At 57.5% G+C, this 14,820-nt stretch carries 13 protein-coding genes and 2 pseudogenes; 1 reads left to right on the top strand and 14 read right to left on the bottom strand.

The window, feature by feature from the left end; all coding sequences use genetic code 11:
* Nucleotides 1–342 precede the first annotated feature (342 nt).
* Complete coding sequence (locus XI05_RS12340; protein ID WP_271501869.1) at nt 343–1,218, bottom strand: host specificity protein; 876 nt, start codon at nt 1,216–1,218, stop codon at nt 343–345.
* Nucleotides 1,219–2,294: 1,076 nt separating this feature from the next.
* On the opposite strand from XI05_RS12340, the gene XI05_RS12335 reads away from it, so the two are divergent.
* Complete coding sequence (locus XI05_RS12335) at nt 2,295–2,453, top strand: hypothetical protein (RefSeq protein WP_271501867.1); 159 nt, start codon at nt 2,295–2,297, stop codon at nt 2,451–2,453.
* A 38-nt stretch (nt 2,454–2,491) separates the two neighbouring features.
* Here XI05_RS12335 and fdxB read toward each other — a convergent pair whose 3' ends face one another.
* The 13 genes and pseudogenes from fdxB to ald form a co-directional block, all read right to left on the bottom strand.
* Complete coding sequence (gene fdxB / locus XI05_RS12330; protein WP_271501865.1) at nt 2,492–2,791, bottom strand: ferredoxin III, nif-specific; 300 nt, start codon at nt 2,789–2,791, stop codon at nt 2,492–2,494.
* 12 nt (nt 2,792–2,803) lie between these two features.
* Nucleotides 2,804–3,004, bottom strand: coding sequence for a CCE_0567 family metalloprotein (locus tag XI05_RS12325; RefSeq protein WP_271501863.1), 201 nt, complete (start codon nt 3,002–3,004; stop codon nt 2,804–2,806).
* A 12-nt stretch (nt 3,005–3,016) separates the two neighbouring features.
* Entirely contained in the window at nt 3,017–3,481 is a 465-nt protein-coding gene (locus tag XI05_RS12320) for a NifX-associated nitrogen fixation protein (RefSeq protein WP_225124657.1), read from the bottom strand.
* A 6-nt stretch (nt 3,482–3,487) separates the two neighbouring features.
* Nucleotides 3,488–3,883 (bottom strand): nitrogen fixation protein NifX, encoded by a 396-nt coding sequence (gene nifX, locus XI05_RS12315; RefSeq protein WP_271501862.1) that lies wholly within the window; start codon nt 3,881–3,883, stop codon nt 3,488–3,490.
* The gene (nifN, locus tag XI05_RS12310) at nt 3,880–5,289 is read right to left on the bottom strand and encodes a nitrogenase iron-molybdenum cofactor biosynthesis protein NifN (RefSeq protein WP_271501861.1); all 1,410 of its coding nucleotides are present in this window, start codon (nt 5,287–5,289) and stop codon (nt 3,880–3,882) included. The genes nifX and nifN overlap by 4 nt, the downstream gene beginning before the upstream one ends.
* Before the next feature lie 9 nt (nt 5,290–5,298).
* Nucleotides 5,299–6,942, bottom strand: a complete 1,644-nt coding sequence (gene nifE, locus XI05_RS12305) for a nitrogenase iron-molybdenum cofactor biosynthesis protein NifE (RefSeq protein WP_271501860.1) — start codon at nt 6,940–6,942, stop codon at nt 5,299–5,301.
* 94 nt (nt 6,943–7,036) lie between these two features.
* Nucleotides 7,037–8,593, bottom strand: coding sequence for a nitrogenase molybdenum-iron protein subunit beta (gene nifK, locus XI05_RS12300; RefSeq protein ID WP_271501859.1), 1,557 nt, complete (start codon nt 8,591–8,593; stop codon nt 7,037–7,039).
* A gap of 65 nt (nt 8,594–8,658) precedes the next feature.
* Entirely contained in the window at nt 8,659–10,161 is a 1,503-nt protein-coding gene (gene nifD / locus XI05_RS12295; RefSeq protein WP_271501873.1) for a nitrogenase molybdenum-iron protein alpha chain, read from the bottom strand.
* A 396-nt stretch (nt 10,162–10,557) separates the two neighbouring features.
* The gene (locus tag XI05_RS12290) at nt 10,558–10,803 is read right to left on the bottom strand and encodes an aminotransferase class V-fold PLP-dependent enzyme (protein ID WP_271501858.1); all 246 of its coding nucleotides are present in this window, start codon (nt 10,801–10,803) and stop codon (nt 10,558–10,560) included.
* A 399-nt stretch (nt 10,804–11,202) separates the two neighbouring features.
* Nucleotides 11,203–11,514, bottom strand: a pseudogene (gene sufC, locus XI05_RS12285) (Fe-S cluster assembly ATPase SufC); the annotation flags it as partial.
* Nucleotides 11,515–11,546: 32 nt separating this feature from the next.
* The gene (locus XI05_RS12280) at nt 11,547–12,179 is read right to left on the bottom strand and encodes a cupin domain-containing protein (RefSeq protein WP_271501856.1); all 633 of its coding nucleotides are present in this window, start codon (nt 12,177–12,179) and stop codon (nt 11,547–11,549) included.
* 329 nt (nt 12,180–12,508) lie between these two features.
* Nucleotides 12,509–12,712, bottom strand: a complete 204-nt coding sequence (locus XI05_RS12275) for a 4Fe-4S binding protein (RefSeq protein WP_225124662.1) — start codon at nt 12,710–12,712, stop codon at nt 12,509–12,511.
* A gap of 734 nt (nt 12,713–13,446) precedes the next feature.
* Nucleotides 13,447–14,554, bottom strand: a pseudogene (gene ald / locus XI05_RS12270) (alanine dehydrogenase).
* Nucleotides 14,555–14,820 lie beyond the last annotated feature (266 nt).

Here is a 14,820-nt window from a genome sequence, read left to right as displayed (position 1 = left end):
CCTGATCAAAAGTGCGAAAGATTCTGGACAGTACCGCTCTGCTTTGGTGCATTGACGATGTCGCCGACTGTATCAAGATGCCCCACTCAAGCAGGATTGGTCGGTCGACCGCCGCCCCTAGCCAACCGCGGTGGGGGAGCACCGGGCTGCGCAGCGCCAGCGCAGGCAGCTGAGGGCTAAGCCGCGTTGGCGGCGAGCGGCCCAGCGCTGATCGGGCAGCACTCTGGGCGCGATCCCGCCGCCTGACGCAAGCGCGTGTTGAAGTGGCGAGCCATTCCTGCAGCAACATACTCAATGAGCTCGAGTAGCCACCGCTTTCAGGCCCGACCTCGTCCACAGCGACTATTCTGTAGCCGGCCCCGGACCCAGATTGAGGCGCTCGAAGTACCAAGACGTGTCATCGCCTGACGACTCTGTCTCATCACTTGCTTCACTCGACGCTCGCTTGATGTTTGCCTGAGCACCACTACTCTCGGCGGCAAGATATCCTTCACCTTTGCCTACACGTTGCCATTTACCTTCAGCGTTATGCGTCCACTTGTCGGGATGCTGGTGAGGATCAAGTACCCAGTGATTCTTATCACTCACACGAACAAAGCCCATCTGAGCCAGACGGGGCTCCATGCCTGGGAGCGCAGGTTTTGACATAATCAATGCTTGTTCTCCGTCTTCCCGAAGCTGATGCTCAAGTAGAATATCGCCAGCGTTCTCGACGAGCGGATGAGTAACCCGAAGATCTACTTGGGATGTGACCGCGTTTCGACCGGGAAACTGGGCGCTGAATCGCCTTCCTCCTACCCGAAGTTCGCCTTCTGTCCTCAGAAGCCCGACAGTTTTGTCACCCAAACGATAGGCGTAATATCGCGCCTGGTCCGTATCTTCGTCGGTGTGACCATAGGTTCTAGCAACGAATGCCGCGCGCGCAGCTTTTGTGGATATGAAATCCGAGTACTCCAGTGGACGCTCGGCAATGTACTTGATGTCGTCACCATAGAAGGCCTCCACTTCTTTCCCAAAGGTACGAATATCGATCTCTTTGATCGGAGTTTCGTAAATTACGGAGTACGGCCGTGTCGCTGCCTGAGACGAACTTGGGCCAGCATCGGGCGTCATGCCTGCAAGCCTTTCCGCAAAGCCCTCATCATCTGAATGACTTGCTTGATCAGCCTGGGTAGCGCTTGTGGATTGGCTAGATGAGCCAACAATTCGGCCATACATCGGATCGCTCTCCTATCGGTAGGGTTTGCGGGTGCTGAGCTCGCGTTGCTCGAGCTCTACCGACGATGGTAAGGGGTCTAGCTGACCACGAGCTGACGCGCCGAGGTTGAGCATCTGTCGCCGGCTTTTGTGAAAGGAAGCTAACGCCTCGTCAGTAAATAACCGTTAAGCAAATGCGCTATAACCGTGTCTCGTCGTTGTGGACTGATCTGCGAATGCACGGTTTGGTACACCGGGCATCGGAGTCTCCAAATTTCATTTTCAGGATTCCGTGAACTCGACAACCATGATTCCGTCGTCGCACCGGAGGTTGCAATGCGGCCGAAGAAGCATAGGACGACGGGATCGGGCAATCTGTTCCGGGCCAGGCTGGACCAGATGATCAATATGAAGCACTCGCGGTTCAGCTCGCCGCCAAGGTCGATTGGGACTGGATCGACATCCGCCGCTGTCAGCGAGAACAGCCGGCGCGCCGCAGGACCACGAGCTTGTTTCGAGCGGCCAGCATCGGATGCACACAGCCTGCGGTTGTGACTCCAGCTATTTTGCTCGCCGGCGACTCTCAGCGGCAGCTGGTCATCTTGCGCGCCTGGCTGAAGACTCTACGGCGTCTCTTCCTGACCGCCGATAGCACCGAGTTCCGGCCAGAGGTGCGCGCCGCATGAGGCAGTCTTAAACCACACTAGATGCGCCTTCGGCGGAACAAGCGTCCCCGCCGCGACGAAGGTCTTGGCAACGTTGAAGTCATACCTGCGGGCTTTACGCGCCGCACTCTTCACGTCGAGATGCACACCTTTTGAGCGCGATCATGCGCCGAGTCCCTGTGGAGACAACCGCGGAAAGAACCATGAACCCCAGTGGATCACGTTCGCTATCGGAGTTGACCCGTGCCTGCGATTAAAGAACGAACGAGGGGTAGGCCTGTCGACCCGCTTCCACTCGTCGTTCTCGTTCATCCACACTTCGGGGTGCTGGTTAGGATCAAAGCACTCGGTTGTTGCGGCCCACGTGAACAACACCCATTTCCGCTAAACAGCCTCCATGCCTCTCCTGGCAGGACGTGACAAGACCAACGGATGATCGCCCTCCTCTCGGATTTGATGTTCCAGGAAGATATCGCCCGCGTTCTCGCGCGGATGAGTAACCTGAAGACCTACCACGGACATGATATCGTTGCGGCCCAGCTGTTCCTGAAAATGCTCTCCTTCAATCCGAGCCGGGCCTGCTGCTCTTAAAGCTGCTGCTCCTAAAGGCCCCGGAGAGCTGCCTTCGCTCATGCAGCTTCGGCTGCAGCTGAAACGTGGGTCTGGCAGTCGGCCGGGCAAACCCTGGCGCACGCACCGCACCCGATGCAGGCACCCTGATCGTTCAGGACCATGATCTTCTTCTCGATCTCATCGTCCTCGTCATTGTCGAGGTCGATAAGTTCGCCTTCCTCGTTGATTCCTTTCAAGGTCATGACATCTCGACCGCACACCTTGAAACAGCGGCCACAGCCGATGCATTTCTTTGAATCGATCGTGATCAAGTATTGTGGCGTCCAGTCGCGTCCGTCTCGTGTTTGAAACGACATGCATTGCTCCCTCTAGGTATTCTCCAGCGCCTTTAAGGCGAGGCTCTTGCGCTCAAGTTCGGCATAAGTATCGTACGCCTTCTGCGCGACCACCATGATCGAGGTCCAGTTGATGGGCAGTTCTTCCGAAAGGTCGTGCAGATCCATCTTGGCCTGAATCGCCTTGGCGGACACCTTCCTTAGTTCGTCTTTCAGTGTTTCACGATCGCTCATGAGTGTGCATCCTCAATAGTTCGCCACGTCGGGGAATTTCCGAATCAGGTCAACTCCATCCCTGACATATTTATCCCCCTCCTGAGCCAGCTTGACAAAACTGTCGAATCCGAAGCGATGCACGTCGCGCAGCTGCTTGTTTACGGCGACCAACCGCCCTGCGATGAGCACTATGCGCCCGAAGCCTTCATGATGCAGCTTCAGAATCGGCTGAATCATAACGCCGGTCTCCCTCTCTACTGACAGCGCAACTGCATTGAAGAACAGCTCAAGCCGCCACAGTGTCTTGGCATCGGGATCACCGATAATCGGCAATGCGCGCCGCTTCTCCATGTTCAGGATATAGGGTTCGAGCAGATCACGATCGCTCTTCCCTTCCCAGGCTCCGTTAGTATCCTGAGCACGCCAAATCTTGACCAAATCGATGAGGAATGGCGCGTCGACCGGGCTGGCCTGCTGCTCTATTTTTGCGGTCATATCACCTCATTCATCAAACTCGAACGTTCTCCCCTGGTCCTTTGCCATGACCTTGCGCAGCCAGGGAGGTGGTGTGCCCTTCAGCACCCGCTCGAGCCTTTCCAGGAGCACTAGAATGTTTTCTGGTTTGCTCACCTTGATAGGATGGATTTTGTTGGCCACCACTCGAGCAGCCGCTGCACCACCAATGGCAGCGACGTAAAGGATTGCGCAATCCTTGATAGCCTCTATCTTTGGCGCCAACTTATCATCGCTGCCGTCTTCCTTAAGATCGCCATCAAACTCGATCGCTTTAACAAAGACGTGCCCTCCAGGAGCGACATCGTAGATTGCGATATTCTTTGCCCAACCAAAATGAGCATCGACGCGTCTCAGGTCCTGAGTGGCAAACGCAACTTTCATGCAACCGACCTCTCAGTCGCGACGGTGGAGCTGCGATGGCCCGCGCATCGTGGCAGTACGCGCCCAGTCCGCCACTTATCGGGCGTAGGCTGATCGTTCTCGTCGCGATGCGCGATCACGAGATTCGCGATTTCGAAGATCACATTCCGCGTACCACGGTAGCCTACCGATAGCTGGTGTCCCGCGCCAAATCGATCGAATATCGGAAAACCTGCGCGATAGAACGGCACCTTCAGCCGCGCCGCCGCTTGCCTTCCATGCGAATGCGTGATCAGCAGGTCACAATGCCTCTCTTTGGCAAGGTCTTCCAGATCTTCGAGATCGCCAATGATCACCTCCTTGGTCTTGATCCGCTCGATCACCTCCGACTGAGTCGTCGTCACGGCAACGATCACCTGCGTGCCCATGTCGCTCAGCATGCCGGACAAATCGAGCAGAAGATCTGGCTCGGCACCGATTGCAAGTTTGCGACCGCCAATATGGAAGTGCGCATCCAGCATAGCATCTGCGAGCTGACTGCGCTGGCGTCGATATTTCAAGGGTATCGGGCGGCCGCTGATCTCGCTCAAAAACGTCATGAACTCATCATTCGGACAAAGGCCACACAGCCGCTCGAAGACACGAAAAGGCACGCCGGTCTTTGCCTGCATGACCTCTGCAGCTCGCCGCATCTGCGCGCCGATTGCAATCGTCCACCCGGCGCGGCCCATATTCGCAATTTCGCTGACGCCGATGCCGCCGACGGTCGTTGGCGTAAACTCATCGGGGATATGCCCATCGAGCGATCCCGCCAGGTCAGGGAGGAACGACGGAGACAACCCGAAATCCTCCAATATGACACGGAGTTCATCAAGATCGCCGGGCGTGAGGTGACATCCCGGCAGAACATTCACCCTCGATGGATCCCTCAGGCGACTGGCATTTGGCCCATCCACCAGCACCTCCACAATGCGCGCGACAGCCTTCTCCCAGCCGTCCTGGAACGCACCCTTGAAATCAGGTGTCGAGACGTAAACGAGCGGCAACTTTGCGAGTTGCGGATGCTTGCTCCGGATCAGCTTGAGGTAGGCATCCACGTCGTCGCCGTTGGTCTCGGTGACACCAGTCGAGCAGATTCCGATGATCTTTGGCTTAGCTCGCTTGTCGATGTTCAGTATCGCCTGCTCGAGATTCTCATAACCACCCAGCACAGTCGTGACCTCACTCATCGCGGTGGTCTGCAGCGGTACAGCCTCTTTGAAATGCCGGACAAAGAGCGTGAGCCCGAAGGATGTGCACCCCTGGGAGCCGTGCAGAAGCGGCATCGCCCCGCCCAGCCCCATGAAGGCGAATGCGCCGCCGATCGGCTGGCTCATCTTCAGCGGGTTGACAGCGCAGGCTTTTGTCGGCGTCGTGACGATGGCCATGACGCCTCCCTACTCTGCGGCCTGTCGCATGGCAGATGGCTCGGACATCAAGATCTCCTCGATACGTCTTTGGCAGCAGCCACCGACCGCATTGGTATGCTCCCTGACCGCTTCGACGCTCCTCAGGCAATGCGCGTAAATTGCATCCTCGATCGTGCCCAGATCGACCCTGTTGCACATGCAGATCTTCCTGGCGCGGCGCGATTTTTCGGCGAGCGCCGGATCGGCGAGCGGGATCGCGGGCGATTTCATCTGCTCCATCGCCTTGGCCAACGCCTCCCATGGCGCCGGTCGACGTAGCTGCTTCCACATCGGACTGGAGAGCGACTTATCGATCTCCTCCACCAGCTTGACCATTCCGACATAGCCCATATAGGCGTGGCAACGCTCCTGGTTGATATCGAGCCAAGGCACCGCTGCCTTCAGCGCGACGAACTGCGATTTGCCGCCCGATAGCATGATGTCCGCTTTCGCGCCCTTCAACATCTCGTACATTTCGCGGGGCGTCATATTCTCGATCATGTGGGCATCATGCCCCATGAGCTCCCTAATGCGCTCCTTATCTTCCTTGGTCGATTTTTTCACACTGGTACCGACTAACTCTAGCCCGGCTTCCTGGAGTGCTGCAACGACCGACCATGACTTGACGCCGCCGGTCATTAACAACGCCTTTTTGCCTTCGAACCGTGGCTTATACGGCTCGATCGCACCCCAGGCCCACGCTTCCTCGCGCGCGATCAACGCTTCGGTGCGCCCGAGCAGATCTGTCGGGGCGCCGCGTTCAACCAATAAGCGGGCGATCTGGCGTAGCGATTCACTCGAATCTTGAATACCGTAGAAAGACCCCTCGAAGAATGGAATCCCATAGCGTTGCTCCATCTTGCGTGCGACGTTGATCATGGACTTTGAGCACACCAACATCGCCGCCCGTGCGCGATGAGATGAAGCGACTTCGCGATATTTGCCATCGCCTGAGATGCAGCAGAGAATTCGCACTCCAAGCTCGTCTAGTAATGGCTTCACTTGCCAGAGCTCTCCCGAAAGGTTGTATTCTCCGATCAGATTGATGTCGTACGGGGTGGTGTAGTCCGGCTCTTGCGTACCGATCACATAGTCAAGCAAGGCCTCGCCGGCCAGCTTGTTGCCGAGGTTCTTCGAACCGACGAAGCCCGGAGAATTGATCGGGATCACCGGCTTTGAGAATCTTCGAGACGCCGCCTTGCAAACTGCGTTGATGTCGTCGCCGATCATCGCCGGGATGCAGGTTTGATAAACGAAGATGGCGGACGGATCGAACTTGTCGATGATCTCCTTGATAGCTTTGCAAAGCCGCTTCTCGCCTCCGAATACAATATCGGTTTCGCTCAAATCGGTTGTGAATGCGGTGCGCCACAGATCCGAGCCGGACGACGCCGCACCGCGATTGTCCCAGGAATTCCCCTCGCACGCGATCGGACCATGTACCAAGTGAGCCACGTCGGTGAACGGCTGCAGCGCAACCTTGGCGCCATCGAAAGCACAGCCGCCGGCAGCACTACCCGGCTGCAGCTGTTTGGTGCAGCCGTTCCTACGTTCAGCCTCCGACTTACTTCCATTTTTGGCGCAGCCCGGCTCGTCGAAGATATTCTGGACCGTGGCCGCTAGTGAACTCATCCTGTTTCCTCTCAGGGCGAACAAATTGCAAAGTCAACCATCATGTGCTCGTGCCATCGTCCATTGCTTGGGCGATGGCACGCGCAGTCGCTCATCAGCGAATGATGTCGAAGCTGTAGTCCGTTTTGCCAAGAACGTTGGTGTTCATGTCGATCTCGTCGAAGATCTTGTCCAGGATCTTCACCAGCACATTCAGGCCGCCCTGATAGCCCCATAGGGGGGAGCGGTGATGGTGATGCCGATCAAAGATCGGAAAGCCGATGCGGATCAGTGGCGTTCCGGTATCACGCTCCAAGTACTTCCCGTAAGTGTTGCCAATCAGAAAATCGACGGGCTCGGTAAACAGAAGTGAGCGCATGTGCCAGAGGTCTCGGCCGGGATAGGCTTGGCAGCCCTGTCCAAATGGCGAGCTTGCAAGCAGCGCCTGCATTTTTTCCTGCCATGCCTTGTTGCCGTTGGTAGACAGCACATGGGTCGGTTCGGCGCCGAGTTCGAGCAGAAACGCAGCCAACCCATAGCAAAGATCCGGATCGCCATAGATCGCGAACTTCTTGCCATGAACATGCGCGCTGGAGTCGGCGATGGCGTCCACCAGGCGGCCACGTTCTCGCGCAAGTTGCTCGGGAATCTCCTTGCCGCTGAGGCGTGACAGCGCGACGATGAAGTCATCCGTTGCAGATAAGCCCACCGGGTAGTTGAAGGATACGACGTCCTGGCCATGCTCCGCCACGAATGTCAGCGTCTTTTCCGTGCACCACTGCTGCATGGAGATAGTCGCCTTGGCATGAATCGCGTTCGCCGCATCCTCCAGCGTCGTACCACCGTCATACATCCGGAATTCGCCGTCGGTCGGAGTATCAAAGACTTCCGAATTGTCGGCGAGAACCGTATGCTGGATGCCCATCAATTCCAATATGCGCTTGATCTCGCGCAGGTTCCCAACGGTATAGCCGTCGAACCCGCCAATGATGTTGATCGCCCCATTCGCTTTGCGCTCAAGCTTCGGCGCTGTCCCGGCCTTGCCGTCCCAAAAGTGCTCCAGAATGCCCTTGAGCGCATTGTCATAGCCCGTGACGTGGCTGCCGACAAACGCCGGCGTGTGGGCGAACGGCACGTCGAAGTCCGCCGGAACCGAGCCTTTTTCTTTCGACGTCTTGATGAAGGCGTTGAGGTCATCGCCGATCACCTCGGCCATGCAGGTTGTGGAAACCGCAATCATCTTGGGCTTGTACATGTTGTAGCTGTTCGCCAGCCCGTCGGCCATGTTGTTCAGACCGCCGAATACGGCAGCGTCTTCCGTCATTGACGAAGAGACACAGGAGCTCGGCTCCTTGAAGTGCCGGGACAAATGACTGCGGTAATAGGCCACACAGCCTTGCGAGCCGTGGACGAAGGGCAACGTGCGCTCAAAGCCAACAGAGGCGAATACGGCGCCAAGCGGCTGGCACGCCTTGGCCGGATTTACCGCTAGCGCCTCCCGCGCGAAGTTTTTTTCGCGATATTCGGCGGTTTTCGTCCATTCGTTGATACGTTCGACCTCGGCGGGATCGCGAGGGTTCTCGAATATCTTCTTCTTGGCCAGCATCTGCTGGTATTCTGGACCGCGGAACAGTTCGACATGATCGATCACGTGCTCGGCACTCTGCGCCATTGGTGAAATCCTTCACTATCGTCGAGATTGGTATCGCCCGGCTTTCCCAAGCGAGATGAGTTGCTTTATTCCGCAGCCTGGAGCTTGGCCCTCGAAGCTTCCTTCCAGGGGGCCTTCGTTTTCTTCCAAATCGGCGAGTTGACAGCCATGTCCATGTCGCGCGCAAAGATCGCGAATCCGTCATAGCCGTGATATGGACCCGAATAGTCCCAAGAGTGCATCTGCCGGAAAGGCACACCCATCTTTTGAAAAACGTACTTTTCCTTGATACCTGACCCGACAAGGTCAGGCTGGAGCTTTTCGACGAAGCGCTCGAACTCGTAGCCATTGACGTCATCATAGATAAGCGTGCTGTCCTTCACGTAGTGCTGAGCTGTGCGCTGATAGTCATCGTTGTGACCGAACTCGTATCCGGTGCCAATGACTTCCATCCCAAGGTCCTCATATGCGCCAATCACATGACGCGGACGGAGCCCGCCGACGTACAGCATCACCGTCTTGCCCTCCAAGCGAGGCCGATATTTAGCGATCACCGCGCTCACGAGCGGCTGATACTTCTCGATTACCCGCTCGGCCCCTTCCTTTATATTGTCGTCGAAATAACCCGCAATCTTGCGCAAGGACTCTGCGATCTTTGATGGTCCGAAGAAATTGTACTCGCACCACGGGATACCGAACTTCTCTTCCATGTGGCGTGAGATGTAGTTCATCGAACGGTAGCAATGCAGAATGTTGAGCTTTGCCCTCGGCGTTGCTTCGAGCTCAGCCAGTGAGCCGTCGCCGGACCACTGCGCGATTACCCGCAGGCCCATCTCCTCCAGCAGAATTCGTGATGACCAGGCGTCGCCCCCGATATTGTAGTCTCCGATAATCGCAACATCGTACGGCGTCGGCTCGAACTTGGGTTTGCCATCGCCCTCGAGATGGCCAAAAATCCAGTCGCGCACCGCATCGTTCGCGATGTGATGGCCCAGTGACTGCGACACGCCCCGGAAGCCCTCACAACGGACCGGCACGATGGTCTTGCCGCCATATTCCTTGGATTTCGCTCGTGACACGGCTTCGATATCGTCGCCGATCAATCCGATCGGGCATTCCGATTGGATCGTGATGCCGTTGTTGAGTGGAAACAGCTCTTGGATTTCATCAAGAATTTTGACCAGTTTTTTGTCGCCGCCGAATACGATGTCCTTTTCCTGGAAGTCGGATGTGAACTGCAGGGTCACGAAGCTATCAATACCTGTGGTGCCAACGTAATAGTTGCGACGCGAGCCCCACGAATACTGACCGCAGCCGACGGGGCCATGGCTGATATGAACCATGTCCTTGATTGGTCCCCAGACCACCCCCTTTGACCCTGCATAGGCGCAGCCTCTGATCGTCATCACGCCAGGTATGGATTTGATGTTGGACTTCACGCCGCAGTCTGACTTTCCGGCCTGGTGAATATTGAGGTGCTTGGCACGCCGTTTCGCCGTTTTCTCCGGATAGACCTTCAGCACCTCCTCGATCAGCTCTTTGTTGCGAGCCCTGATTTCTGCGATGCTCTGGGTCGTGGCGAGACTCATCTGATGTCCTTCAAACGTTAGCTGTTGCGAGGGCGGCTTCTTGACCAAGACTTTTGCAACCAGCATGCCAGCGTCTCGTGGGCACCAAAACCGTAACAATCAAAGCTACTTAGCGCGCCTCGTGCGGTGACACGGGCGTTGTTGCGAATCCGACATCGCGCTTTTGCAGAGAACTCTTGGCGTGGCCCCGTTCGAAATGGAACAAGGCGGGCTCTGCCTGAAATTCCTGCCCAGTTCTGGATCTTACCGCGACTGCAGTGCTCTGCGATTGAACGCGCAAGTCGGCCGCTAGCGGGCTGGCCGACACAGGCTTGCCAATGCTTCTATACTTATTGACACCTACAGATGCTCACCTGCTGCGATGATAGCGACGTGCACGATCCCATGCTGCAGAGCTCAACGCGAGCTGCGTCGCCTCGTGTACGCTCGCCAGGTCACGCGAGCAGTTGGTACGGCCTGATAAGGGCACGCACGAGCACATCGATCTCTTCGCGTGTATTGTAAAAGTCCAAGCGACACACGGCACGTCGCCAGCAGGCTGAAACACTTGAGCAGCGGCATCGCACAGTGCGCCCCCGTCCGAACGGCTACACCGGCGCGGTCGAGGACGGCGGCAATGTCATGCGCATGTGTTCCCTTCACTTCAAACGAAATGATAGGCCCTTCTCGGCCGGAGTCCCGATCATGCGCACGAAGTTGATGGCCTGAGCCCCTCCTCCGGGTAACCGAGCAGTATTTTCTCGTGCGTGTGGTTCTGCACCTTGCCTATTGAACTGATGTAATCGACAGCGACGCCTAAACCGATGGGCTTCGACGATCGGCGGCGTCCCGCTTTGACCCGGCGTGGCGGATCGCCGTAAATGACACTGGAACGCAACCTCGCGAATCATCTTCCGGTGGAAGGGCGACATCGAGGCCAGTGCTCAGACTTGCCGTAAAGTACCCCGACCTCAGTCGGACTGTACAGTTTGTGACCCGTCATGACTTAGAAATCGCAATTGATCTCGCAGAAGTCGGCGTTCAGATGGACGCATTCCTTGCGAGCCGTCGACCCGGCGAACGCAAGCCGTTGATTGCGTTGGCGACGATACGCAGCGCGTCGATGTCGAGGCCAGCATCGATCTCGTCCAGGCCGCACAGGCTCGGCTCGAACAGCGCCATCTGCAAAACTTCGTTGCGCTTCTTCTCGCGACCGAAGAAGCCGACATTGAAGCCGCGCTTGAGCATGTCGTGGGCGAAGTTAAGCCAACCGTCTCATTTCAGAAATTCGCGGGTGTAGAATTCCTGCTCGCCGCGCGCCTTGCGTCGGGCGTTCAGTGCGGCCCGCAAGTTCATTGTAGTCACGCCGGAAACTCAACCGGATACGGAACACCCCTTGGCGCGCCTCAAACCGCAGGCGAATCGGTCTGGCGCAGCGTCGTCACCCAGATCACGCGCGCCACCTGCTGGGTCGGGTTGTCGAACATGTGCGGCACGATGCTGGGAAAACGAAAGCTGTCGCCGGTTTCCAGCACATGGGCCTGGTTGTCGAGCCACAGCAGCAGGCTGCCCGAGAGGATGTAGCCTGCCTTCTCGCCGGTGTGCTGCAGGAAGTCGGTGCCGGAGGAGGCGCCGGGATTGAGCGTGAGCTCGTAGAGCTCGAGCTGGCCCTTGCCTTCCGGGGTCAGCGCTTCCTTGACCACGCCGCTGGCGGTGAGCCGCAGCAGCCGCCGGTTGGTCTTGCGCACGATGTAGCGCTGCCCATCGGCGGGATCGCTGCTCTCGAAGAAATAGGAGATGGGGACGTCGAGCGCGATACCGAGCAGGCGCAGCGTGCGGATCGACGGCATCGCACGTGCGCGTTCGAGCTGGCTGATCATGCCGGTGGACAGGCCGGTCTTGTTGGCGACGTCCTGGATCGAGAGGCCGGCGCGCTGCCGCAGCAGCCGCACGGTTTGACCCAGGCGCTGGTCGACCGCATCGTCAGCTTCGATGGTCGAAGCGGCCTTGGTGCCGTTGCTATCGCCGCGACCATCCATGTCGCTCTCCCATGCATCATTTCAGCCCAGGGGCATCGAGCCCGCGGCTTCAGTCAAGCTAAAAAGCTGACGCATTTCAGCGATGCGGTGACTGCTGTATTTAGTCGTGATCAAATTTCGCCAGAAAAATTTAGAAGCACTAAAGCCAACTCCTGTCCCTTTGTCGGGGTCTCGGGGCGGCGCGCTCGTTCCGCCGCAAGCTCTGCGAGCGGCTCGCGCGAGTCACCACGAACTCGCGGCTAGCAAGTGAGAAAAACAGGAGACGGTTAGGAAGGCGGCGGTGTCGAGAGCGTCTTCATTATGTTTCGCGCGGGAGCTCCTCTCGTCGGCTACGCTACCTTTGCCGGCACGCAGGTATCGGGCACCGGGCAAACGACCGCGCATTGTGGCGCGTCAAAATGCCCTTCACATTGGGTACATTGGGACGGATTGATCACATATATGTCGTTCTTCAGGCTGATCGCGGCATTGGGACACTCGAACTCACACGCACCGCAGACGGTGCACTGGGATGCGATTATCTTGTAAGCCATCACTGCGATTCCATAAGCAAAAGGTGCGGGACAGTTTCTTGCTATCAAGTCTTGTGCCAGACAGTTTGAGCTTGATTCGTCTGGAGTAATTTCGATAACGCAAATCGCCGCCTCGACACGCTGTCGCAAATCCTACAAGGGGCGTGGCGGCTTGATCTCGATGCTTTGATTTGCGCATGGTTGATTCACAGCAGTCAGATCAGGTGAACCACCTTCGCCAGACTCAGGGGGACGATCTGAGATCCTCCCCAACGGCTTCGTGCCGCGGCTAAGATCGATGCGTCGCGCGGCATCACGAAGTTCTCCACGGGTCTAAACCAGAGCGCAACTTGTTAATTCCACTCACCGGGACAGCCGCGGCTTACGCGACAGCATCAGGGGCAGCAACCGGCAGGTCCTCACCAGTCCGCCTCGCCACAGCCAGTCAGAAGGTCGCGGCGGTCGCTCCAGATACGTCACACGCGTGATGCGCGTCCCTCTCAGGGCCTGCGGAACGCATTTTCAGTTGCCCCGTCTTGCGAGCAAAACTGGCATTCACATCCGCTGTATGGGGCAAAAGTACACTGTCTCCCCCTCGTGCGGGCGACTTAAGCCAGGTGTTCGTCTGGTGATCCTACGCTACGCTCCGAGCTCAAAATAGATGCCGGCGGCGTCAGTCGATTGATGTAGCCGAAAAAAGGCCACCCCAAAGGGTGGCCTAGTCACGGAGGAAACGCCCATGAGAGCCTTTGGGATCAGGCCGCAGCCTGTTCGATCGGTGAGAAGGGCAGCCCGAGGCTTTCGGCCACCGCTTTGTAAGTTAGCCGGCCCCGATGGACGTTGAGGCCTGCGCGCAAATGGGGATTTTCGAGAACGGCGGAAAAGCCCTTGTTGGCCAGAGCCAAACCAAACGGCAGAGTTGCGTTATTCAGTGCTTGACTCGAGGTCAGCGGAACGGCGCCGGGCATATTGGCCACACAATAATGAATGATGCCATCTACATCGTAAGTTGGATCCGCGTGAGTTGTTGGGTGTGATGTCTCAAAGCAGCCGCCCTGATCGATAGCGACGTCCACGAGTACCGCCCTCTTGCGCATCGAGCTCAGCATGCTCCGGCGGACCAGCTTCGGCGCGCTCGCACCTGGAACGAGCACGGCACCAATCACCACATCCGCCGCAAATACCTCTTCCTCTAAGGCCTCGATTGTTGAAAATCTGGTGCGAACGCGTCCTTCGAATAGCTCGTCCAGCTCGCGGAGCCGGATTATCGAACGATCGATGATGGTCACTTCTGCGCCCAGACCGACCGCCATGCGTGCCGCGTGCGTACCGACGACGCCACCTCCGATCACCACGATTAGGCTGAACACCGGGCACCCCACCGATCAGCAGCCCTCGTCCGCCTGTACTCCGCTTTAGGGCGCTACCCGCCGCTTCGATCGCAAGCCTACCCGCGACCTCGCTCATCGGCGCCAGCAGTGGAAGACCACCATGCGTATCAGTTACCGTCTCATAGGCGATCGCGGTGCATCCTGATTCCAGGAGGCCGGTAGCCTGGTCCAGGTCGGGAGCCAGATGCAGATGTGTGAAGAGGATGTGATTCTCACGCAGCTGAGACCATTCGGACGGCTGAGGCTCCTTGACCTTTACGATCATCTCGCTCAAGGCGAATACCTCAAGGCCGGAAGTTAGAATCGTTGCGCCAGCATTGCGATAATCGTCATCGGTTGCACCAATGGAAGCGCCCGCATCGGTCTCGATCATCACGCTCTGGCCCGCTGCCACGTATTCGCGGGCAGCTCCAGGAGTAAGGCCCACGCGATATTCGTGCGCCTTGATTTCTTTTGGGACCCCGACCTTCATTTGATAACTCCCTGCCTGACGCGGCCTTTCTTATCGGAAGCGAGCAGCGATATCGCGACGCAGCCGACCGAAATGGCGCAGGAATTCAGCGATATTTGACAGGCTTCGCAGGATTTCAAACCCACGGGTGCCGAGCGGATCGTGTGACCTTGCTCGCTGAGCTTAACCGTCGATACTGAGCGATAGCGATAAATAGTTCCGAATTGCGGTCTCGGCTCGCAGAGAAGCTAACGACCGAAATCACAGCCTGCCGAAGTTCGAAAGCA

Source organism: Bradyrhizobium sp. CCBAU 11357, assembly GCF_028128865.1.
Taxonomy (GTDB): domain Bacteria; phylum Pseudomonadota; class Alphaproteobacteria; order Rhizobiales; family Xanthobacteraceae; genus Bradyrhizobium.
This window is presented reverse-complemented; position numbering and strand designations above follow the sequence as displayed.